We start from the raw sequence: 21,604 nt of genomic DNA on the forward strand, positions 1-21,604 counted from the left end.
TCCCTGCCGTTGCCGTTCGAATGATGACCTCACCTTACGTGGACGCAGGTGGGGCGGGGTCGGTTCGGTTCCCGGCGATACGGGCGCAGGTGTCGATCATCACCTCCTCCACCTCGTCCAGCGGCCGGCCCTCCGCCGTGGACTTGGCCAGGGCGAGGGCGGCGGTCTGGACGGTGAGGGCACGGGCCGGTACGTCGAGCCGGTCCCAGGGGTCGGTCCCGACCGCGGGTCCGCCCGCCGCCCGGTACGCGCCGAGGAAGCGGGACCAGACGTCGGCGGGCAGGAGTCCGGCCGCGAACCAGGCGGCGGGGCGGGCCAGGTCCCAGGCGGGATCGCCGAGGCCCGCGTCGTCCACGTCGATGAGTCGCCAGGGCCGGTGCACCGGGTCGCGGGCGTCCCGGACGAGCTGGCCGAGATGGAAGTCGCCGTGGCACAGGAACCGCTCCCGGGGCTCGGGGACGAGCCGGGGCCCGGGGACGGTCCGCCAGGCGCGCAGGACGGTCGCGGCGGCCGGGTGGTCCGGTGCGGCCCGGAGCATCCGGTCGACCGCTAGGGCGGCCTTCACCGGGGCCCGCATCGCGGGGAGGGGCGCGGGAAGGTCCCCCGGCGCAGGAGTGCGGTGCAGCAGGGCCAGGAGCCGGGCCGCCTCCTCCCAGGGGGCGGCGTCGGGATTCTCCGGGTCCACGGGCGGGCCGTAGGGCCAGACGGTCACGGGCCGACCGGCCACCACGGCGGCGGTGCCGCCCTCCCCCGCGCCCCGGCCACCCGCGGGCGGGAGCGGGAGCGGCGGCAGGAAGATCCCGGCGACGGACGGGTGCGCGGCGAGCGCGAGCCGGGCGCGGTGCCCCTCGGGGTCGGTGTCGGGGGCGTGCGCCTTCGCCACGAGCGCCCCGTGCCTGACGACGGTGCCGTCGGCCCGGTCCGCGAGCACCCGGAGCAGGCCCCCGGCGCAGTCGCAGGGGCGGCCGGTCCCGTGCGCGGCGGCACGCGCGAGGACGGCGAGCCGCGCGGGCACGTCGGGCTGGTTCGGGGCTGCGGTCTCCACGCGGGGAGCGTACGCGGTGGGGCGCCGGCCGCCGAGGGGCGCGGGTGTGCGGGGCCGACGGCGGGACTGCCCGGCCACCGTGGCGGGCGGGAGCGCGTACCGCACGGTCGTCCGGGGGCGTACCGGCGCCCGCCCGGCGAAGGAGACCACTGTCCGCGGCACCGCCGGACATGCGCGAGGGCCGGTCAGCTCCCCAGCTGACCGGCCTCGCGTTGCCGTCCGCCGCACCCCCGTCCCCACGGGGCTGTTGGCCGGATGTCCCCGACCCGGGCCGCTCTCCCGGGTCCGGGGCGCCGCTCAGCGCCCCAGCATCACGCCCACGGACGACGCCTGTGTGACCACCGCTTCCCAGCCGCCGAAGACGACCACCAGCAGGGCCGCGAGAGGGAGGACCATGGCGGTGGCCACCAGGGGGTGACGGTGCCCCGAAGGGCGGGGTGTCGACCGCTGTGCCGTGTAGGCCATGGTTCCTCTCCTGTCGTGTCCGGCGCGGCGGGTGCGGGACCTCGGGGGACGAGTGCTGCACCCGCCGCTTGACCTCAACATTAGGGAGCCGGGAGCGGCGGGACGTCATGCCCGCGTACCGACTTGCGGGCCTCCCGGAGGATGACGCCCGGCCCCCCGGCGTACTCCCCTGGGTGGAGACGGCGGTGGAGATGTGGGGGACTTCCCCGAGCGGTGCGGGGTGGAGGCCGGGAACCGGCCGTCGGGTGGCCGAAGAAGGTCGGCGGGGTGACGTCGCTCACGTCCCCGGCCCCGGCCCGGCTCCGCCGTCCCACGAGAGCCTCCGGCGGCGGGCCCGGGCGCGCTCCCCTCGTCCGGACGACACGTCAAGTGGACCGTGCAGGAGGGGCGTTGGCGGAGAGCGGGCACGGACCGCCCGGGCGGTGTCCCCCTCAGCACTGACAATCGATCCGGGCGTGAGGGCGCGGCCTATGAGCACGCGGGGGCGCCACTACGTAAGCTGTGCCACGTCGAACGGACGAGGGGACGGACATGGCGATGATGCGGCTCCGGCGCGAGGATCCGCGGATCGTCGGGTCGTTCCGCCTCCACCGCAGGCTGGGGGCCGGAGGGATGGGGGTCGTGTACCTCGGATCCGACCGGCGCGGACAGCGTGTGGCGCTGAAGGTGATCCGACCCGATCTGGCCGAGGACCAGGAGTTCCGGTCGCGGTTCGCCCGTGAGGTGTCCGCGGCCCGGCGGATCCGCGGCGGGTGCACGGCCCGGCTGGTGGCGGCCGATCTGGAGGCCGAGCGCCCGTGGTTCGCGACCCAGTACGTGCCCGGCCCGTCGCTGCACGACCGGGTCGCCGAGGAGGGTCCCCTGCGGGCGGCGGACGTGGCCGCGATCGGAGCCGCCCTCTCGGAGGGTCTGGTCGCCGTCCACGAGGCGGGCGTGGTGCACCGGGATCTGAAGCCCTCCAACATCCTGCTCTCTCCCAAGGGCCCGCGCATCATCGACTTCGGCATCGCGTGGGCCACCGGGGCCAGCACGCTCACCCATGTCGGCACCGCCGTCGGCTCGCCCGGCTTCCTGGCACCCGAGCAGGTGCGCGGCGCGGCGGTCACCCCGGCCACGGACGTCTTCTCGCTCGGCGCCACCCTCGCGTACGCGGCGATGGCCGACTCCCCCTTCGGGCACGGCAGTTCGGAGGTCATGCTCTACCGGGTGGTGCACGAGGAGCCGCAGTTGCAGGGGGTGCCGGACGCCCTCGCGCCGCTGATCAGGGCGTGTCTGGCGAAGGACCCGGAGGAGCGCCCGAGCACGCTCCAGCTGTCGATGCGGCTGAAGGAGATCGCGGCCCGCGAGGCGCAGGGGCTGCCGGCCTCCCGCCCGCCGGCGCAGCGGGACCGCACCGAGGAGCGCGGCCACGTACGGCCGACCGAGCGGTACACGGAGCGCGACACCCGGGGCCGGTCCCCGGAGCGGGGGCGCGGTACGGGGCCGTCGTCGCGGCCCTCGGGCGGCCCCCGGACCGGCGGTTCCCGCAATCCGCAGTCCCGGCCCGGAGCCCGCTCCACCTCCACGGGCCGGCGTCCCGCCAATCCGCGACTGCTGCGGCAGCGCCTCTTCGTCTTCGTCGTGGTGACGCTGGTCGTGGCCTTGGGGATCGCCGCCGCGCAGGCGCTCCAGGGCTAGGCCGTGTCTTTCGGATCTTGCCGGGCTCGCGGCGTCTGGCGCCGCGCCCTGATCCGGCCTGATCCGAAAGACACGGCCTAGGGGGACCTATTCCGGGCGGCCCGAGGTGACGGCGTAGAAGGCGACGGCCGCCGCCGCGCCCACGTTGAGGGAGTCCACGCCGTGGGCCATCGGGATGCGGACCCACTCGTCGGCGGCCCGCAGGGCCTGGGGGGAGAGCCCCTCCCCCTCGGCGCCGAGCATCAGCGCCACCCGGTCGAGCCGGTGCGGGGCGGCCTCGTCGATCGCGGTGGCCCGCTCCGCCGGCGTGAGCGCGAGCAGCCTGAAGCCCGCCTCCCGTACGGTCTCCAGTCCCCGGGGCCAGCTCTCCAGGCGGGCGTACGGGACGGAGAAGACGGCGCCCATGGAGACCTTGACGGAGCGCCGGTAGAGCGGGTCCGCGCAGTCCGGGGAGAGCAGGACGGCGTCCATGCCGAGGGCGGCGGCGCTGCGGAAGATGGCGCCGATGTTGGTGTGGTCGTTGACCGACTCCATGACGGCCACCCGCCGGGCGCCGGCGAGCAGTTCGGCGGCGTCCGGGAGCGGCTTGCGCTGCATGGAGGCGAGGGCGCCCCGGTGCACGTGGTAGCCGGTGACCCGCTCGGCGAGTTCCGGCTGGATCGCGTACACCGGCGCGGGGTCCTCGTCGATGACGTCGCGCATGGCGTCGACCCACTTGTCCGAGAGCAGCATCGACCGCATCGCGTAACCCGCCTGCCGGGCCCGGCGGATGACCTTCTCGCCCTCCGCGATGAACAGGCCCTCGGCGGGCTCGCGGCGGCGGCGCAGTTCGACGTCGGTCAGCCCGGTGTAGTCGTGCAGGCGCGGGTCGTCGGGGTCGTCGATGGTGATGAGTTCGGCCACGGGGTGATACTGCCTTGTCCGGGGTGGAGTGCCAAAAGGAGCGGGGGCGGGCGCGGTCAGCGGACCGGCTTGCCGGGGCCTTCCGCGACGACGGGGCCGATCACGATGACGGCGGGCGGGCGCACGTCCTCGGTCCTGACGACCTCCGCCACGGTGGCGAGGGTGGCGTCGACCCTGCGCTGGGCGGCGGTGGTGCCCTCCTGGACCAGCGCGAGCGGGGTGTCCGGGTCCTTGCCGTGGGCGACGAGCGCCTCCGCGATCTTCCCGATCTTGTCGACGCCCATGAGGATCACCAGGGTGCCGGTGAGCTTGGCGAGCGAGGCCCAGTCGACGAGCGAGCGCGGGTCGTCGGGGGCGACGTGGCCGCTGACCACGGTGAACTCGTGGGCGACGCCCCGGTGGGTGACGGGGATGCCCGCCGCGCCGGGGACCGAGATCGAGCTGGAGATGCCGGGGACGACCGTGCAGGCGATGCCCTCGGCGGCGAGCGCCTGGGCCTCCTCCATGCCCCGGCCGAAGACGAACGGGTCGCCGCCCTTGAGGCGGACGACGGACTTTCCGGCCTTGGCGTGCTCGATGAGGGCGTTGTTGATGGCCTCCTGGGCCATGAAACGGCCGTACGGGATCTTCGCCGCGTCGATCACCTCGACGTGCGGGGGCAGTTCGTCCAGGAGGTCGCGCGGGCCGAGGCGGTCGGCGATCACCACGTCCGCCTCGGCGAGCAGACGCCGGCCGCGCACGGTGATGAGGTCCGGGTCGCCGGGACCGCCGCCGACGAGGGCGACGAACGGGGTCCGGGCCCGCTGCTGCGGGGCCGCGAGGGAGCCGTCCCTGAGACCTTCGAGGACGGCGTCGCGCACGGCGGCCGAGCGCCGCGGGTCGTGGCCGGTGAGCACGGCCACCGTCACGCCCTCGCAGCGGCCGGTGGCGGGGGTCCAGGCACTGGCGGCCTCGGCGTCGTCGGAGCGGACGCACCAGATCCGGCGGCGCTCGGCCTCGGCGGAGGCGGCGGCGTTGGAGGCCGGGTCGGTGGTGGCGACGAGCGCGTACCAGGCCTCGGCGAGGTCCCCGTCCTCGTACCGCCGCTTGACCCAGGTGATCTCGCCGGCCTCGGCCATGGCCTCCACCGAGGGGGTCGCGGACGGGGAGACGAGGGTGATGTCGGCACCGGCGGCGATGAGGGCCGGGAGCCGGCGCTGGGCGACCTGGCCGCCGCCCAGGACGACGACGCGGCGGCCCGCGAGGCGCAGGCCGACGGGGTAGGCGGGGTGCTCGGCGTGCGCGGGGTGCGCGGCGTGCTCGGCCATGTGCGGGCGGCTCCTCGGAGGGGCGTGCGGATGAGGGGGGCCGCTGCGGCGGTGAAGCGGCTGGTGGGACGGGCGGTGGGCCCGTGCCCACGATATCGGTGAGGGGGGCCGGGCACGCTGTGACCCTTGTCCCTCGGGGGCGCGGGGCCCCGGTGGTACGGGAGGCGCGGTACGCGTGGGGGCGGTACGGCGCCGGGGCGGCGCGGGAGGCACCGTACGGCTCCGCCGGGCCGGGCGGGACCGCCCGGGGACGCGGACGTACGGGCGGGGCCGGGCGGCGCAGGAGCCCGGCCCGGACTTCCGGGTCGGGCTCCTGCGCCGGTGCGGAAAGGCCCTACTTCTCGGTGACGCCCGCCGAGTCGAACGTGGCCACCTCGTGCATCGCGCGGGCCGCGCTCTGCACCAGCGGCAGGGCGAGCAGCGCGCCCGTGCCCTCGCCGAGGCGGAGGTCCAGGTCGACCAGGGGGCGCAGGCCCAGCTTGTTGAGGGCCGCCACGTGGCCCGGCTCGGCGCTGCGGTGGCCGGCGATGCAGGCCGCGAGCGACTCGGGCGCGATCGCCCGGGCGACGAGGGCCGCCGCACCGGTGGAGACGCCGTCGAGGATGACCGGGGTACGGAGCGAGGCCGCGCCCAGGATCAGGCCGACGAGGGCGGCGTGCTCCAGGCCGCCGACCGCGGCGAGGACGCCGAGGGGGTCGGCCGGGTCCGGCTGGTGCAGGTCGAGCGCGCGCCGCACCACGTCCACCTTGCGGGCGTGGGTCTCGTCGTTGATGCCGGTGCCGCGGCCGGTGACCTCGGCGGGGTCCACGCCGGTGTAGACCGAGATGAGGGCGGCGGACGCGGTGGTGTTCGCGATGCCCATCTCACCGGTGAGGAGCGCCTTGTTGCCGGCGGCGACGAGGTCGCGGGCGGTCTCGATGCCGACCTCGACCGCGGCGAGCACCTCCTCGCGGGTCATCGCCGGGCCGGTGGTGAAGTCGGCCGTGCCCGGGCGCACCTTGCGGGGCAGCAGCCCCGGGGTGGCCGGCAGCTCGGCGGCGACGCCGACGTCGACGACGCAGACCTCGGCGCCGACCTGGTTGGCGAAGGCGTTGCAGACCGCTCCCCCGCCGAGGAAGTTGGCCACCATCTGCCCGGTGACCTCCTGCGGCCAGGGGGTGACGCCCTGGGCGTGGACGCCGTGGTCGCCCGCGAAGATCGCGACGGCGGCGGGCTCGGGGATCGGCGGCGGGCACATCCGGGAGAGACCGGAGAGCTGGGCGGAGATGATCTCCAGCATGCCGAGCGCGCCGGCCGGCTTGGTCATCCGCTTCTGCCGCTCCCAGGCCTCGCCGAGCGCCTTGGCGTCCAGCGGGCGGATGTTGGCGACGGTCTCCTGGAGGAGGTCGTGCGGCTCCTCGCCGGGCAGGGCGCGGCGGCCGTACGTCTCCTCGTGGACGACCCAGGCCAGCGGGCGGCGCTTGGACCAGCCCGCCTGCATCAGCTCGGGCTCGGCCGGGAACTCGTCGACGTAGCCGACGCAGAGGTACGCGACCACTTCGAGGTGTTCGGGCAGACCGAGGGCGCGGACCATCTCGCGCTCGTCGAAGAAGCTGACCCAGCCGACGCCGAGGCCCTCGGCGCGGGCGGCGAGCCACAGGTTCTCGACGGCGAGGGCCGAGGAGTAGGGGGCCATCTGCGGCTGCGTGTAGCGGCCGAGGGTGTGGCGGCCGCCCCGGGTGGGGTCGGCGGTCACGACGATGTTCACCGGGGTGTCGAGGATGGCCTCGATCTTCAGTTCCTTGAACTGCTTGGCCCGGGCCTTCGGCAGCGAGTTCGCGTACGCCTCGCGCTGCCGCTGGGCGAGTTCGTGCATCGTCTGCCGGGTCTCGGCGGAGCGGATGACGACGAAGTCCCAGGGCTGGGAGTGGCCGACGCTGGGGGCCGTGTGGGCGGCCTCCAGGACGCGGAGGAGCACCTCGTGCGGAATCGGGTCGGAGCGGAAGCCGTTGCGGATGTCGCGGCGCTCGCGCATCACGCGCAGGACGGCCTCGCGCTCGGCCTCGTCGTAACCGGGGGCCGGGGGTCCGGCCTCGGCGGCGGGAGCGGTGACGGCGTCCTCGGCCGGCTCCGCGTCCTGGACGGCGGGCTCGGCGGTCTCCACCGGCGCGACGGGCTCCGCGCTCTCGACCGGTGCGGCCGGCTCGGCCGGTGCGGTCGGTGCGGTCGGCTCGCCGGGCTCGTCCGTGGTGGCGGGGGCGCCGGCCGTCTCGTCGGCCTGCGGGACCTCGGCGGCGGGGGCGGGGTGCGCGGCCTCCGGCGCCTGCGGGACCTCGGCCGCGGGGGTCTCCTCCGGGGTGCCGGCCTCCGTGGCGGCCTCCGGGAGCATCTCCGGCTCGCCGGTCACCTCCACGGGCACGGCCTCGGCCGCGGTGTCGGCGACAGCCCCGGTGGGAGCGGCCGGCTCGACGGGGACCGACTCGACAGGGGTCGGCTCGACAGGGGCCGGCTCGACAGGGGCCGGCTCGACAGGGGCCGGCTCGGCGGGCTGGGCGACGGGGGCCGGGACCTCGACGGGCGCGGCCTCGGTGACGGCCGGGACCTCGACGGGCACGGCCTCGGTGACGGCCGGGGCCTCGGCCGTCTGCTCCTCGGCCATCTGCTCCTCGGGGAGCGGCTGCACGGCGGCCTCGGCGGGCGGGGCGGGGGCGACGGCCGTCTCATCGGTCTGCGGGACCTCGGCGGGCTCCGCGGGCACGGCGGCCTCGGCCGGCGTCTCCGGCTCGGACCGGACCTCCACGGGCTCCGCGGCCGGCTCCGTCATGGGCATCTCGGCGGCGGGCAGCGGCCCGGCCTCCGCCGGAGCGGCCTCCGCGGCCTCCTCCGGGACGGCGACCGGTACGGCTTCGGCGGCAGGTGCCGTGGCCGGCTCGCCCTCGCGCGGCGCGGGGACGGTCGGCTGGGCGACGGCGGGCTGCTCGGCGGCGGCCTCGGGCACCGGCTCGGCGGCCGGCTGAGGCTCCGGCCGGGCCTCGGCGGGGAGGGCGGCCGCGTCCTCGGGCGCCTCGGGCGCCTCCTGCGGGACGGGGGCCGGGGCGGGCTCCGCGACGGGCGTCGGGGCCAGGTGCGGGGCGGTCGGGACGGTGCCCTCCACCTGGACGAACCGGCCGGCCGGCGGAACGACCGTTTCTGCGGGAACCTCGGCCACCTGGGGCTGCGCCGGCCACGGCTCCGCACCCTGCGGGGCGAGCTGCCGGCCCTGCCCGAGCGACTGGTCCTGTGCGATGTCGAAGTACTCGGGGCCCGTGGTGGGCGGCCCCGGGTTCCGTACGGGCATGGGCGCGGGCGCCGTCGCCACGACCGGCTCGGGCGCCGGGGCCGGCGCGGGCTGCGCCGCGGGAGCGGGTGCCGTGGCGGGACCGCGGTCGGCGAGGGAGCGCACCACGCCTCCGGTGCCCTCGGGCACGGCCGGTCCCATGTGCAGCGGGCGGCGGCCGTGCTGCGGCCCCGGGGCGGTGGCCGGCGGCGGGACGCGGACCCCGCCGAGGTCCACGGAGCCGGTGTCGCGGCCGGCGGCCTCGTGGGCGCCGGTGTCGAGGATGCCGGGCTCGTACCCGTGGTCGGTCACGACCGGCTGCTCCTGCGGCGCGGCCGGGACGCCGTGCGCGGGGGTGCCGGCTCCCTGGGGCGGGAGCGGCACGCCCTGCGGCGGGGTGGCCGCCGCGGGGGCGGTCAGCTGGTCGGCGAGGACGGCGGAGTCCGGCAGCGGGCCCGTGAGCGGATCGGTCAGCGGGTCACCGGCCCGCGGGGCCTCGGCGGCCTGGCCGGCGTGCTGCGCCACACCCTGGTGCGGTGCCTCGTGGCCGGGGGCCACGGGGGCGGCGGGCGGCGGGGGGACGGCGACCGGCGGGGCGGGCGTGGCCCCCGGCGGCTGCTCGCTCCAGGCTCCCTGCGTACCCGGCATCAGGAGCAGGTCGTCGTCCTCGGCTGTGTGCTCGGAGGGGTCCAGGTAGGTGTACGCAGCCGGCGCGGGAACGCCCGGCTGCTCGACCATGCCTGCGTTCTCCGGCAGCCCCTCGCCCGGGATCTGGCCGGTGTCCGTCATGCGTACCCCTCGCCCATCGGTTGTGCTCCTTCAGACCTTCGCCCGTCGACAAGAACGAGCGTCCGCGTCGCGCGGCACGGAGGACGCGCGGACACCCAAGCATTGTCGCGGCCCTCGGCCATCGTGGCAGGGAGATCCGCCACGGTGCGCTGTGGACTGCGCCACGTCGCGCGGTCCCCCCGTTGCTCCGTACCACATCAGCGGGCCAAAAGGGCCAGCGTTTCAGGACATTGACGAACAGAACGCCGAACGTCCGGGTGCGGTACAACAATCCGCCAGCCTACCTGGCCCGGTGGGGCGGGGCGGTCACGGGTGGGGCGGCCCGGCCCGGTGCGCGGGCGGGTCGACGCGGCGTCCGGAGAGCAGGAAGACGACCGACCGCTCGCGCTCGGACCAGTCGTCCGGGTCGAGCCCGACGGTCTGCAGGAGGAGGCTCTCGACGGTGTAACCGCCGGCGGTGAGAGCGGTGCCGGCGGACTCGGCCTCGTCACGGGTGGAGGCGTGGGCGACGATGCGTTCCGGGCGCCGGTCGGTGCAGGCGGTGACGACGGGGACGCCGCCGGCCCCGACACGGACGACGTCCGGCTCGGGCAGGCTCTCCAGGACGTGCGGGGCGCGGCCGTGGACGGTCTGGAGGGGGACGCCGTGGCGCCGGGCGGCCGCGGCGGTGCGGGCGCAGGCGTCGGGGTCGAGGTCCACGGCGATGACGGCGGCACCGAAGCGGGCCGCCTCGACGGAGAACCCGCCGCCGGCGCAGCCGATGTCCCAGACCAGGTCGCCGGTGCGGGGTCCGAGGCGGGCCAGCTGGGCGGCGCGCAGGGCCGGATCCTCGCCCGCCCGGGTGCGGGGGGCTCCGCCGGAGCCGTACTCCTCGGCCGGCAGGCCCCAGCCCCGTACCGCACGGGCCGCCGGGTCCTCACCGAGGAGCCAGGGGGCGCCTGCGGTCCCGGGGGCGCCGCCGGCGATGCCGCCGATGACGAGGACGACGTTGGGGTCGCGCCAGTTGTGGTCGGCGGCCTTGTCGGAGGTGAGGACGGAGACCTGCTCGCGGGCGGTGCCGAGTTCCTCGCAGACGACGAAGGTGCGGTGGACGCCGTCGAGGAGCAGGGCGAGTTCGGCGGGGCCCGCGCCGGGCGAGGTGAGGACGGCGACCTTGGGGTGGGCGCGGCAGACGTTGACGGCGCGGCGCAGGGTGCGCTGGTGGGCGACGACGACCTTGGCGTCGTCCCAGGGCATGCCGGCGCGGGCGAACGCGGCGGCCACGGAGGAGACGGCGGGGACGACCTCGACCTCCAGGCCGTGCTCGGGCGCGCGCAGGGTGCGTACCACGCCGAAGAATCCGGGGTCGCCGTCGGCGAGGACGACGGCGGTGCCACGGTGGCCGGCGATGCGGCGGGCGGCGAGGTCGAGACTGCCGAGGCGGACGCGTTCGGCACCGGGGGGCACCTCGGGCAGGGCCAGGTGGTGGGCGGCGCCGGCCACGAGGGTGGCGGCGCGGAGCGCGGACCGGGCCGCCGAGGTGAGCGGCGAGCCGTCCCAGCCGATCACGGTGACGCGGTCGGCCATCGTCGTCTGTCTCCTGGGGTGGTGTGCGGGTCGTCGCAGGTCGAACGCGGCGGAAGGGGTGCCGGGCGGGTCGAGCGTACCCGGAACGGGCGCGGGCCCGGCGCGCCGCCGGGGCGTGTGGCGGCCGTCTCGGGCGGGGGATCAGCTCCAGTCGGCGAAGGTGGAGTAGCCGGCGTCGGCCATCTGCTCGGCGACGCCGTCGAGGTCCTCGGGGAGGAGGCTCCAGACGATGAGGTCGGTCCGGATGTCGGCCCAGTCACCGGCCTCGGTCTGGCTCCGCGCTATCCAGGCGTTGCGCAGGACGCCCTCGCTGATGCAGCCGATCTTCTGCGCGACCTGCTGGGAGGCGGTGTTGTCGGCGGCGGTGCGCAGTTCGAGGCGCTCGAAGCCGCGGTCGCCGAACAGCCACTGGGCGACGGCGAGGACGGATTCGGTGGCGTAGCCCTCGCCGCGGGCCCAGGGTGCGGTGACGTACGCGACCTCGGTGGCTCTGGTGCGCCAGTTGGTGCTGTGGAGGTGGACGGTGCCGACGAGGCGCTGGGTGAGGAACTCGGTGACGGCGAAGACGATGCCGTGGCCTTCGGTTCGCTGCGCAGGAGCGATCCTGCGCACCCAGTCCTCGGCGTGGGAGCGGGTGTAGGGGTGCGGAACGGAGGTCCAGGCGACGACGAGTTCGTCGTTCATCATCTCGACGAAGGCGGGGATGTCGGCCTCTTCGTACGGGCGCAGCACCAGCCGGTCCGTGCTGATGGAGATGTCCGGAAAGGTGGTAGTCATGCGCAGCTCCGTAGCGAAGACCGTCCGTAAAGACCGTGAACGGACAGCATGCAGCATGGGACGGCGCGTGCGCATGGCCGGGTGCGGGGCGGCGGGGCCCGTGCCGAAGGCCCCGCGCGCCGGTGGGGCGGGCGGGGCCTTCGCGCGGGGGATCCTGCGCGGCGGGCGTTACTTGGCGGCGCCGAAGGCCGGGATGACCGATCCCTTGTAGGTGTCCTCGATGTACTTCTTCACCTCGGGCGAGTTGAGGAGCTTCGCGAGCTTCTGCACGCGCGCGTCGTTCTCGTTGCCCTTCTTGACGGCGAGGAAGTTGGCGTACGGGTTGCCGTCGGCCTTCTCCAGGACGAGGGCGTCCTTGGCGGGCTGCAGCTCGGCCTCGATGGCGTAGTTGCCGTTGATGACGGCGGCGTCCACGTCGTTCAGGGCGCGGGGCACGGTGGCGGCCTCCAGCTCCTTGAACTCCAGGCCCTTCTTGTCGGTGATGTCGGAGAGCTTGGCGTTGGTGCCCACGCCCGGCTTGAGGGTGATCAGGCCGTTGTCGGCGAGGAGCTGGAGGGCGCGGCCGCCGTTGGTGGTGTCGTTGGGGACGGCGACGGTCTGGCCGGGCTTGATGTCCTTCACCGACTTCAGGCTCTTGGAGTAGAGGCCGAGCGGCTCCAGGTGGACGTCGACCACGGGGACGATGGTGGTCTTGTTCTTCTGGTTGAAGTCGTCCAGGTACGGCTTGTGCTGGAAGAAGTTGGCGTCGACCTGGCCGGACTGGGTGGCGGTGTTCGGCAGGACGTAGTCCGTGAACTCGCGGACCTCCAGCTTGAGCCCGGCCTTCTCGGCGAGGTTCTTCCGGACGAAGGTGAGGATGTCGCCGTGCGGCGTGGGGGACGCCGCGACGACGAGGGCCTTGGAGGCGTCGCCGGAGCCGCTCGCGGAGGAGGACGGGTCCGAGGAGGTGCCGCAGGCCGTGAGGCCGAGGGCGAGGGCGGTGGTGGCGGCGAAGCCGGCGGTGAGCTTGATGTTCTTACGCACGAAGAGTGCCTCTTTCGGGTGGAGCGGTGGACGCCTGGACAACAAGTCCGGGCTGTTCTTCGGTGGACGAAGTGCGGGGTGGGCGGCCGCCGTCAGGCGGTGCGGCCGCGGCGGGCGAGGAGCCGTACGACTCCGTCGCCGATGAGCTGGACGACGGTCACGAGGACCACCAGGACGACGACGGTGACCAGCATGAACGTGGTGTCGAAGCGCTGGTATCCGTAGGTGACGGCCTTGGAGCCGAGGCCTTCGCCGCCCACCGCGCCGGCCATCGCGGAGTAGCCGATGAGCACGATCACCGTGGTGGTGACGGCGGAGACGAGCGAGGGCAGGGCCTGCGGCAGGAGCACCTTGCGGACGATGGTGGGGATGCCGCCGCCCATGGCCTGGACGGCTTCGACGAGTCCGTGGTCGACCTCGCGGACGGCCGTCTCGACGAGGCGCGCGAAGAAGGGGATGGCGCCGATGGCGAGCGGCACGATCATCGCGGTCGGTCCGATGAAGGTGCCGACGACGAAGGTGGTGAAGGGGATCAGGGCGATCAGCAGGATGATGAACGGCAGGGAGCGCCCGATGTTCACGATCGCACCGACGATCTTGTTCACCGGCCGGTTCTGCAGCAGTCCGCCCTTGTCGGTGAGGACGAGGAGGATGCCGAGCGGCAGTCCGCCGAGCACGGTGACGACGGTGGCCCAGAGGACCATGTAGAGGGTGTCGACGGTGCCCTGCTCCAGCAGGGGCCGCATCTCTTCCCAGGTCACTTGGCACCTTCCTTGACCAGCAGCGGCGTTCCGGCGGCTTCGCCGTGTTCCCGTCGTTCCCGCGTTCCGGGCTGTTCCGGTTCCTCCTCGACGACCTCGACCTGGAGGCCCTGCTCGCGCAGGAAGCCGACCGGGACGACGTTGTCCTCGTACCGTCCGGGCAGTTCGATCCGCATCCGGCCGATCTGCCTGCCGCCCACGGTGTCCATCGCCGCGCCGAGGATCGAGATGTCGATGTTGTAGGTGCGGGACAGCTGGGAGATGACCGGCTGGGTGGCGGCCTCGCCGTGGAAGGTGACGTCCACGACCGTGCGGTCGGGGCCGGTGGAGTGGCCGCTGACCGGGAACAGCTCGGCCGCCAGCTGCGAGCCGGGGGTGGCGAGCAGTTCGCTCACGGTGCCGGACTCCACGATCCGGCCCCGCTGCATGAGGGCGGCCGAGTCGCAGATCGTCTTGACGACGTCCATCTCGTGGGTGATGAGGAGGACGGTGAGGCCGAGCTGCCGGTTGAGGTCGCGCAGCAGCTGGAGGATGGAGCGGGTGGTCTCGGGGTCGAGGGCGCTGGTGGCCTCGTCGGAGAGGAGCACCTTCGGGTTGCCGGCCAGGGCGCGGGCGATGCCGACGCGCTGCTTCTGGCCGCCGGAGAGCTGGCCCGGGTAGGCCTTGGCCTTGTCGGCGAGGCCGACGAGGTCGAGGAGTTCGAGGGCGCGGCGGGAGCGCTCGGCGCCGGAGACTCCGAGGATCTCCAGGGGCAGTTCGATGTTGTCCTTGACCGTGCGCGAGGACAGCAGGTTGAAGTGCTGGAAGACCATGCCGATGCGGCTGCGGGCCTGGCGCAGATCCTTGCCGGCGCGGCGGCTCCGTCCGGCGAGGGCGGTGAGGTCGACGCCGTCGACCGTCACGGTGCCGGAGGTGGGGCGCTCCAGGAGGTTGACGCAGCGGATGAGCGAGGACTTGCCGGCGCCGCTCTGGCCGATGACGCCGTAGACCTCTCCTTCGCGGACGTGGAGGTCGACGCCGTCCAGAGCGGTGACCTGGCGGCCGCGCGACTCGTAGACCTTGGTCAGGCCCGAAGTGGTGATCACAGGGGTTTCCGTCACTGTCGAGTGCGCGACGCGGGTTCCGCCGTGCACGGGGCATTCGTCATTTCGGACAGTCAGGCGCACGGGAGGCGGCTCCGGCGGTGGCCGGGGCAGCGGTGCGCGGGGCAGGCACGGTCCGCGCCGGTGGGCGGCGGAACGGCTGGCCGTCGGGGTCTCGCTTCGGGGCGCGAGGCTCGGCGGGGGCCCTCAGAAGGCGCACATTCGACACATACAACGAGCACCGGGCGTCGTGTTCGCCTCGGTCGCAAGGGTGCGGCTGCTCGTCGTGGTCATGTCTGCAAGTAAAACATGCGCGGCTGCGAAGGGAAGCAGCCTGTCCGTATAACGGACAGCTGTGAGACGCCCTGCGGACGGCCGGCGCTCCACGCGCGGGCCGCCGCCCCTCCCCCGTACGGCCTGCCCGTAGGGGCTCCGCCCGGGCGGGCCGGCGGCCGGCCGCACCGGCCACGAGGGGAACCGGATGTGGTCAAGGCCACGGCCCGGGGGCCGCGCGCATCGGACCATTCCGGCCGTAATACGCTCGGGCGCATGCTCGACGCCCTGACGGTCGCGGTCTGTGTGGCCGCGCTCGCCCTCGCCGCCTGGTGCGGCTTCGCCGCCTACCGGGACCAGCCGACCAAGGACTGGCACTTCATCGGCATGGCCGTGGTGACCCTCCTGGTCCTCGCCCAGCTGATCGTGGGCATCGTGCAGCTGGCGCGCGGCGAGAAGGCGGAGGAGGGCACCACCATCTTCGTCGCCTATCTGCTGGGCGCGCTGTGCGCGGTCCCGGTGGCCGGCTTCATGTCGCTCGCGGAGCGCAGCCGGTGGGGCTCGGCGACGGTCGCGGCGGGCGCGGTCGTCCTCGCGGTGCTCGAAGTGCGTCTCCACGACATCTGGACGGTGGGCTGATCATGGGCGGGACCCGGGAAGCGCGGGAGACGGCGGCCGGCGGCGGACGGACCCGGCTGGTGTCCGGCCCCGGCATGCTCGTGGTCTGGCTGTACGGCGTGATGTCGGTGGGCGCGGCCTCCCGCTCGGTGTACGAGATCGCCGCGAAGTTCGACCAGGCCCCGCTGGCCTACTCGCTCTCGGCGGTGGCGGCGGTCGTGTACGTCTTCATCACGTACACGCTGGTGCGCGGCGGCGAGACGGCGCGCAGGGCGGCGCTGGTGTGCTGCGCCGCCGAGCTCGCCGGTGTCCTGGTCGTGGGGACCTGGACGCTGCTGGAACCGTCCGCCTTCCCGGACTCCACGGTGTGGTCGGAGTTCGGCTACGGCTACGTCTTCATCCCGGTGCTGCTGCCGCTGACCGGCATCTGGTGGCTGCGGCGGTCCCGGGCCGCCTGAGCCGGCGACGCGGGTCCGCCGTCGTCACGGGGCGGGCGGCCCACCGGTCCGTCAGGCGGCCTTCTCCAGGGTCACCAGGGTGATCCGGGGACCGAGCGGGCGGGTGGCGACCTGCTCGTACCCCTTCCTGCGGTAGAGGCGGAGGTTGCCCTCGCTGCGGTGGCCCGTGTCGAGCCGGAAGCGCTTGGCGGACGGGACCTCGGGCCGGCCGGTCGTCGCGAAGTGCTGCTCGATGGCGTCGAGGAGCCGGCCGCCGAGGCCGTGCCGGCGCAGCCGCGGGTGGACCATCAGGTGGGTGATCCGTACCGTGCCGTCCTCGTCGGCGAAGGCCCGCACGGAGGCGACGACCTCGTCGCCGAGCCGGGCCACGAGGCCGTGGCTCCCGGCCAGTTCGGCACGCAGGGCGTCGAGCGACTGGGTGAGCGGTTCGATGGACCAGTCCCCGTACAGCTCCGCCTCGCTCTGGTAGCAGAGGTACTGCAGCTTCAGGATGTGCTCCGCGTCCTGCGCGTCCGCTGCTGAGATGGTCACACTCATGCCCATGTGTGCACGCCTCCCGCTCACTTGGTCCACCGACGGTTTACCGCACCCTTCCCCTCCGGCCGGGGACGGGAACCTCCGCGGCGAGCATTCTGCGCAGGCATCCCAGGCAACGGGAACGCATCGACCCCAAACTGCCTTGTGAGATACCCAACGCTCCTGCGATTTCCCGGTACGTGGGGTCGGCGGGGTCGAGCATGGCGGCCAGCAGCCGGGGGCAGCGGCCGGGCGTCCGGGTGACGGCGGCGCGGACGGTGCGGCGTCGTTCGGCGACGAGTGCGGAGGCCTCCGGGGAGTACGGCGCCTCGCCGCCGTGCGGGGCGGGGGCCGGGTCGTCCCGGTAGGGCCGCTCGCGCAGGGCGGCGCGGCGGCAGCGGCGGGCCTCCGCGCGGACGGCCCGGCGCAGCCACTCGGCGGGGCGTTCAGGGGCGCCGTCGTCGCGGAGGCGCTCCAGGAGCCGCAGCCACACGGCCTGTTCGAGGTCGTCCGGTTCGACGCCGGCGGCCGCGGCCTCCGCCTCGGACTCGGCGGCGAGGAGCGGGGTGAGGGTGCGGAGCAGGGCTTCGGGCGAGGTGGGGGGAGTCATGTCCGCCACGATGCGGCCCGGCGGGGGGGCCGGTTGCGGGCCGGGCGGTAAACCACCCGGGCGGGGGTACGGGCCGGGGTGCCCGTACCCCCGCCCGGGGGGTGCGGCCGGTGTCAGCGCCGGCCGGCGTCGGCGGCGGCGAGGAGGGCCGTGTCGGGGTTGTCGGAGAAGATGCCGTCGATCCCGGTCTCCAGGTAGCGCTTGAGTGCGCCGAAGGAGTCGCCGTAGGCGGCGGGGTCGGTGCCGCGTCGGAAGTCGGCCGGGAGGAAGGCGTTCTCGTTGCGGTGCGTGTACGGGTGGAGGATCAGGCCGCGGGCGTGGGCGTCGCGCACCAGGGTGGTCGGTTCGCCGAGCCTGCCGTCCTTGTCCTTGGGGATGACGAGGTCGAGGAGCGGGCCGATGCCCTGGGCGAAGGAGGCGATCCAGGCGAGGCCCTCGGGGGTGACGAGGTCGGCCACCGTGCGCGGGTCGCCCGACTGCCGGAAGTCCCACGGGCGGTCGTCGGGAGTCCAGAGCAGGACGACGCGCGGGGTGGCGACGAGCTTCGCCATGCGCCGCATGCTGGTGGGCTCGAAGGACTGCAGGAAGGTGGGCGAGTCGGCGCGGTGGCGTCCGTACCGGCGCAGGAGGACGGCGAGACGTTCCTCCAGGCCGAGGCCGAGCCCGCGGAAGTACGTGGGGTGCTTGGTCTCGACGTGCAGCCAGATCTCCCGGCCCCGCCGGCGGCCCTCCGTCTCGGCCCAGCGCAGCACCTCCTCGAAGGTGGGGACGGTCCAGCGGCCGTCGTAGAGGGTGTTCTCCTGGCGCGTGCCGGGGATGCGCTCCTTGGCACGGAGCGTCTTGAGCTCGGCCAGGGTGAAGTCCTCGGTGAACCAGCCGGTGAGGGTGGTGCCGTCGACGTTCTTGGTGGCCTTGCGGGAGGCGAACTCGGGGTGGTCGGCGACGTCGGTGGTACCGGTGATGTCGTTCTCGTGGCGGCAGACGAGGTGCCCGTCCCTGGTGGGGACGAGGTCCTGTTCGATGACGTCGGCGCCGAGGTCGAGGGCCAGCTGGTAGGAGCCGAGGGTGTGTTCGGGGCGGTAGCCGCTGGCGCCCCGGTGGGCGATCACGGTGGGGACGGGCAGGGAGCGGTGGCCGCGGCCCCGGCCGGGCCCGTGGTCGGGGCCGGGTCCGGGGCTCCGGTCGTCGGCCTGCGCGGCGGGGGCGGCCGTCAGCGCCGCGGAGGCGCCGAGGACGGCCGCCCCCGCCGCTCCGAGGACCGTCCGCCGTGCCGGGGTCGGGCGCGCGCCCTGAGTCATGAAGTACCTCCTGTGTGATGTCCCGCACGTGCCGGCGGTGCCCCCGACCGTAGGCAGGGAGGCCCTACGGGCGGCAGACCCCGGTCGAACATGGCGGAAACTCACGTCAACACTGTGTATCCAACCGGTGAACCCGATGTGCGCACGGCGGTGACCCGCGAGTATCGTCGCCAGCTGCACCGTCGGCCCGCTGACCCGCGTCCCACCCGGAGGAACCGTTGTCCCGTCTCGCGATCATCAAGGCAGTGCTCGGGCCGGTCATGCGCCTGATGTTCCGCCCCCGGGTGGAGGGGGCGGAGAACATCCCCGGCACCGGGCCCGTGATCCTGGCCGGCAACCACCTCACCTTCATCGACTCGATGATCATGCCGATCTGCCTGGAGCGCCAGGTCTTCTTCATCGGCAAGGACGAGTACGTGACGGGCAAGGGCCTCAAGGGCCGCGCGATGGCGTGGTTCTTCACCAGCGTCGGCATGATCCCGGTGGACCGGGACGGCGGGCGCGGCGGGGTGGCCGCGCTGATGACCGGCCGCCGGGTCCTGGAGGAGGGCAAGATCTTCTCGATCTACCCGGAGGGCACCCGCTCCCCCGACGGCCGGCTGTACCGGGGCCGTACGGGCATCGCGCGGCTGACCCTCATGACGGGGGCGCCGGTGGTGCCGTTCGCGATGATCGGCACCGACAAGATCCAGCCGGGCGGCGCGGGCTTCCCCCGGCCGGGGCGGGTCACGGTGCGCTTCGGCGAGGCGATGGAGTTCTCGCGGTACGAGGGCATGGACCGCGACCGGTACGTGCTGCGCGCGGTGACGGACTCCGTGATGGCGGAGGTCATGCGCCTGTCGGGTCAGGAGTACGTGGACATGTACGCCACCAAAGCGAAGGCCGCGTGACGCACGTGGACGGCAGTGGTGCCCCGTACGGCGAAAGCCGTACGGGGCACCGTGCTTTCCGGGCCCGTCAGTGGCCGATGCCGTCCTCCAGGCGCTGGCCCTTGAGCAGGAACCAGGCGGCCACGGCGGTGGCCAGGAGGACCGCGGCGCCGACGCCGGCGGCGATGCGCAGGCCGTCCACGAAGGCCTCCTGGGCGGCGCCGACCAGGGCGTTCGCGGTGCCGGGCGCGAGGCCGGCGGAGGCCTCGACGGCGCCGCCGAGCGATTCGTGGGCGGCTGCCGCGGTCTGTGCCGGGACGCCGGCGGGGGTAACGAAGTCCCGGTAGACGCCGGTCACGATCGAGCCGAGAACGGCGATGCCGAGCGCCGCGCCGAGCTCGTACGCGGTCTCCGAGACGGCGGAGGCGGCGCCGGCCTGCTCCTTGGGGACGCTGGAGAGGATGACGTCGGCGGTGACGGTGAAGGCGAGACCCGCGCCCACGCCGACGACCAGGAGGCTCGCGCCGAGCAGCGGATAGCCGGTGGTGCGGCCGAGGGTGGTCAGGACGGCGAGCGCCAGGCCGACCGCGCCGAGGCCGGTGGCGACCACGGACCGTACGGAGAAGCGGCGCGCGGCCCGGCCCGCGACCAGACCGGCGGTCACCGCGCCGACGGCGGCGGGCAGTTCGGCGAGCCCGGCCTCCAGCGGCTGGCGGCCCTGGACCAGCTGGAAGAACTGGGACAGGAAGAAGACCAGTCCGGAGAGGCCCAGGATGGTGAGCAGGTCCGCGAGGACGGCCGCCGAGAAGCCCCGGTGACGGAAGAGGCGCATGTCGAGCAGCGGGGCGGGGAGGGTGAGCTGCCGGCGGACGAACCAGGCGAGGGCGGCGGCTCCGGCGAGGGCGGCGAGGGCCGCGTCCAGGGAGAGGCCGTGCGAGGCCGTCTCCTTGACCGCGTAGACGACGCCGATCATGCCGACGAGGGACAGGCCGACGCTGGACAGGTCCCAGGGGCCCGGCCGCGGGTTCTTCGACTCGGGGATGAGCCGGACGCCGACGAGGACGAGCACGGCCATGACCGGCAGGTTGATGAGGAAGACCGAGCCCCACCAGAAGTGCTCCAGGAGGAATCCGCCGACGACCGGGCCGACGGCGGCGCCGGCCGAGGCCATGGCGCCCCAGATGCCGATGGCGAAGCTGCGCTCGCGCGGGTCGTGGAAGAGGTTGCGGATGAGCGCGAGGGTGGAGGGCATCAGGGTCGCGCCGGCGACGCCGAGCAGGGCCCGCGCGACGATCATCATCTCGGGGCTGGTCGCGTAGGCGTTGAGCACCGAGACGGCGCCGAAGGCGGTGGCGCCGACGAGGAGCAGCTTCTTGCGGCCGACGCGGTCGCCGAGGCTGCCCATGGAGACGAGCAGGCCGGCGATGACGAACGAGTAGACGTCGCCGATCCAGAGCAGCTGGGTGCCGGTCGGCTCCAGGTCCTCGGAGAGGAAGGGGGTCGCGAGGCCGAGCACGGTGGCGTCGACCGCCACGAGCAGAACGGCCAGGACGAGGACGGAAAGGGCGAGCCACCGGCCGGGGCGGTGCACGCCCTCGGTATGGCCGGGGGTCCTGAGGGTGCTGGTGGTCACTTCTCCACGCTCCTGCGCGCTCCACCGAGCAGCAGCTCGGTGATCATGTACGAAAAGTCCTTGGCGGCGACCCGGCCGTCCTGGACGGCCCAGGCGCCGGCTCCGACGAGTCCGTAGAGGGCCTCGCAGAGCCAGGCGGGGGTCAGGTCGATCCGGAAGACGCCCTGTTCCTGTCCGCGCCGGAACAGCGCGGAGACGCGGGCGTCGAGGCGGGCCCAGCCCTCGTTCCGCTCCTCGCCCTCGAACAGCTGGTTCTCGGTGACGAGGAAGGACAGCAGGGGGGCGACGGCCTCGGTCTCGGCGACGAGCCTGCGGACGGCCTCGTCGGCGGGGCCGGTGTCGAGCCCGGCCCGGTCGAGGGCGGCCTGCATCTCCTGGAGCCCGAGGTCCTCCAGGGCCCGCACCAGGGCGTCCCGGCCGGCGAAGTGCCGGTGGAGGGTGGCGCGGCCGATGCCTGCGGCCCGGGCGACCTCGTCCATGGTGGCGGTCGCTTTGCGGGACAGCAGGGCGGCGGCGGCGCGGAGCACCTGGGTGCGATCGACGGACATGAGACAACCGTACACCGAATGAGACATCAATGTCTCATTCCCGGGTCATGGAAAAGCGCCACCGCCCTCCCGGAGGAGGACGGTGGCGCGT

At 74.4% G+C, this 21,604-nt stretch carries 19 protein-coding genes; 4 read left to right on the top strand and 15 right to left on the bottom strand.

Features of this window, described 5'->3' with window-relative positions:
• Window positions 1–34: 34 nt before the first annotated feature.
• A complete protein-coding gene (locus ACFY60_RS17425; RefSeq protein WP_388612851.1) occupies window positions 35–1,045 on the bottom strand; it encodes a phosphotransferase family protein in 1,011 nt (336 codons plus the stop codon).
• 297 nt (window positions 1,046–1,342) lie between these two features.
• Entirely contained in the window at window positions 1,343–1,510 is a 168-nt protein-coding gene (locus ACFY60_RS17430) for a hypothetical protein (RefSeq protein WP_388612849.1), read from the bottom strand.
• 531 nt (window positions 1,511–2,041) lie between these two features.
• On the opposite strand from ACFY60_RS17430, the gene ACFY60_RS17435 reads away from it, so the two are divergent.
• Window positions 2,042–3,187 carry a serine/threonine-protein kinase gene (locus ACFY60_RS17435; RefSeq protein WP_309053729.1) on the top strand — a complete coding sequence of 382 codons (1,146 nt, stop codon included), beginning with the start codon at window positions 2,042–2,044 and terminating at the stop codon, window positions 3,185–3,187.
• Window positions 3,188–3,274: 87 nt separating this feature from the next.
• Here ACFY60_RS17435 and ACFY60_RS17440 read toward each other — a convergent pair whose 3' ends face one another.
• From ACFY60_RS17440 to ACFY60_RS17475, 8 genes are all read right to left on the bottom strand, one after another.
• On the bottom strand, window positions 3,275–4,090 hold the full coding sequence (locus ACFY60_RS17440) for a TrmH family RNA methyltransferase (protein WP_388612847.1): 816 nt from the start codon (window positions 4,088–4,090) through the stop codon (window positions 3,275–3,277).
• A 56-nt stretch (window positions 4,091–4,146) separates the two neighbouring features.
• On the bottom strand, window positions 4,147–5,397 hold the full coding sequence (gene cobA, locus ACFY60_RS17445) for a uroporphyrinogen-III C-methyltransferase (RefSeq protein WP_388612846.1): 1,251 nt from the start codon (window positions 5,395–5,397) through the stop codon (window positions 4,147–4,149).
• Window positions 5,398–5,731: 334 nt separating this feature from the next.
• On the bottom strand, window positions 5,732–9,481 hold the full coding sequence (gene cobT, locus ACFY60_RS17450) for a nicotinate-nucleotide--dimethylbenzimidazole phosphoribosyltransferase (RefSeq protein ID WP_388612844.1): 3,750 nt from the start codon (window positions 9,479–9,481) through the stop codon (window positions 5,732–5,734).
• A gap of 306 nt (window positions 9,482–9,787) precedes the next feature.
• Entirely contained in the window at window positions 9,788–11,047 is a 1,260-nt protein-coding gene (gene cbiE / locus ACFY60_RS17455) for a precorrin-6y C5,15-methyltransferase (decarboxylating) subunit CbiE (protein WP_388612843.1), read from the bottom strand.
• A gap of 141 nt (window positions 11,048–11,188) precedes the next feature.
• Complete coding sequence (locus tag ACFY60_RS17460) at window positions 11,189–11,824, bottom strand: GNAT family N-acetyltransferase (RefSeq protein WP_309051332.1); 636 nt, start codon at window positions 11,822–11,824, stop codon at window positions 11,189–11,191.
• Window positions 11,825–11,992: 168 nt separating this feature from the next.
• A complete protein-coding gene (locus ACFY60_RS17465; protein WP_388612840.1) occupies window positions 11,993–12,847 on the bottom strand; it encodes a MetQ/NlpA family ABC transporter substrate-binding protein in 855 nt (284 codons plus the stop codon).
• A gap of 92 nt (window positions 12,848–12,939) precedes the next feature.
• Window positions 12,940–13,608: a methionine ABC transporter permease gene (locus ACFY60_RS17470; protein ID WP_309051334.1), complete on the bottom strand. Its 669-nt coding sequence runs from the start codon at window positions 13,606–13,608 to the stop codon at window positions 12,940–12,942.
• A complete protein-coding gene (locus ACFY60_RS17475) occupies window positions 13,605–14,693 on the bottom strand; it encodes a methionine ABC transporter ATP-binding protein (protein ID WP_388612838.1) in 1,089 nt (362 codons plus the stop codon). Before ACFY60_RS17475 ends, ACFY60_RS17470 begins: the two co-directional genes overlap by 4 nt.
• A 546-nt stretch (window positions 14,694–15,239) precedes the next feature.
• On the opposite strand from ACFY60_RS17475, the gene ACFY60_RS17480 reads away from it, so the two are divergent.
• Complete coding sequence (locus ACFY60_RS17480) at window positions 15,240–15,602, top strand: hypothetical protein (RefSeq protein WP_309051336.1); 363 nt, start codon at window positions 15,240–15,242, stop codon at window positions 15,600–15,602.
• 2 nt (window positions 15,603–15,604) lie between these two features.
• Entirely contained in the window at window positions 15,605–16,039 is a 435-nt protein-coding gene (locus tag ACFY60_RS17485) for a hypothetical protein (protein WP_345282305.1), read from the top strand.
• Window positions 16,040–16,090: 51 nt separating this feature from the next.
• On the opposite strand, the gene ACFY60_RS17490 is transcribed toward ACFY60_RS17485, so the two are convergent.
• The 3 genes from ACFY60_RS17490 to ACFY60_RS17500 all read right to left on the bottom strand — a co-directional run bounded on the left by ACFY60_RS17490 (window position 16,091) and on the right by ACFY60_RS17500 (window position 18,463).
• Complete coding sequence (locus ACFY60_RS17490) at window positions 16,091–16,582, bottom strand: GNAT family N-acetyltransferase (RefSeq protein ID WP_388612835.1); 492 nt, start codon at window positions 16,580–16,582, stop codon at window positions 16,091–16,093.
• 37 nt (window positions 16,583–16,619) lie between these two features.
• On the bottom strand, window positions 16,620–17,165 hold the full coding sequence (locus tag ACFY60_RS17495; protein ID WP_388612833.1) for a sigma-70 family RNA polymerase sigma factor: 546 nt from the start codon (window positions 17,163–17,165) through the stop codon (window positions 16,620–16,622).
• Between the two features lie 113 nt (window positions 17,166–17,278).
• Entirely contained in the window at window positions 17,279–18,463 is a 1,185-nt protein-coding gene (locus ACFY60_RS17500; RefSeq protein ID WP_388612831.1) for a glycerophosphodiester phosphodiesterase, read from the bottom strand.
• 218 nt (window positions 18,464–18,681) lie between these two features.
• Here ACFY60_RS17500 and ACFY60_RS17505 point away from each other — a divergent pair, with 218 nt between their 5' ends.
• Window positions 18,682–19,353, top strand: coding sequence for a lysophospholipid acyltransferase family protein (locus tag ACFY60_RS17505; protein ID WP_309055250.1), 672 nt, complete (start codon window positions 18,682–18,684; stop codon window positions 19,351–19,353).
• 67 nt (window positions 19,354–19,420) lie between these two features.
• Here the strand turns inward: ACFY60_RS17505 and ACFY60_RS17510 are convergent, their stop codons facing one another.
• Window positions 19,421–20,965 carry an MFS transporter gene (locus ACFY60_RS17510; RefSeq protein ID WP_388612830.1) on the bottom strand — a complete coding sequence of 515 codons (1,545 nt, stop codon included), beginning with the start codon at window positions 20,963–20,965 and terminating at the stop codon, window positions 19,421–19,423.
• Window positions 20,962–21,513, bottom strand: coding sequence for a TetR/AcrR family transcriptional regulator (locus ACFY60_RS17515; protein ID WP_388612829.1), 552 nt, complete (start codon window positions 21,511–21,513; stop codon window positions 20,962–20,964). Before ACFY60_RS17515 ends, ACFY60_RS17510 begins: the two co-directional genes overlap by 4 nt.
• Window positions 21,514–21,604 lie beyond the last annotated feature (91 nt).

The sequence above is a fragment of the Streptomyces sp. NPDC012827 genome, from assembly GCF_042900905.1.
Taxonomy (GTDB): Bacteria; Actinomycetota; Actinomycetes; order Streptomycetales; family Streptomycetaceae; genus Streptomyces; species Streptomyces gulbargensis.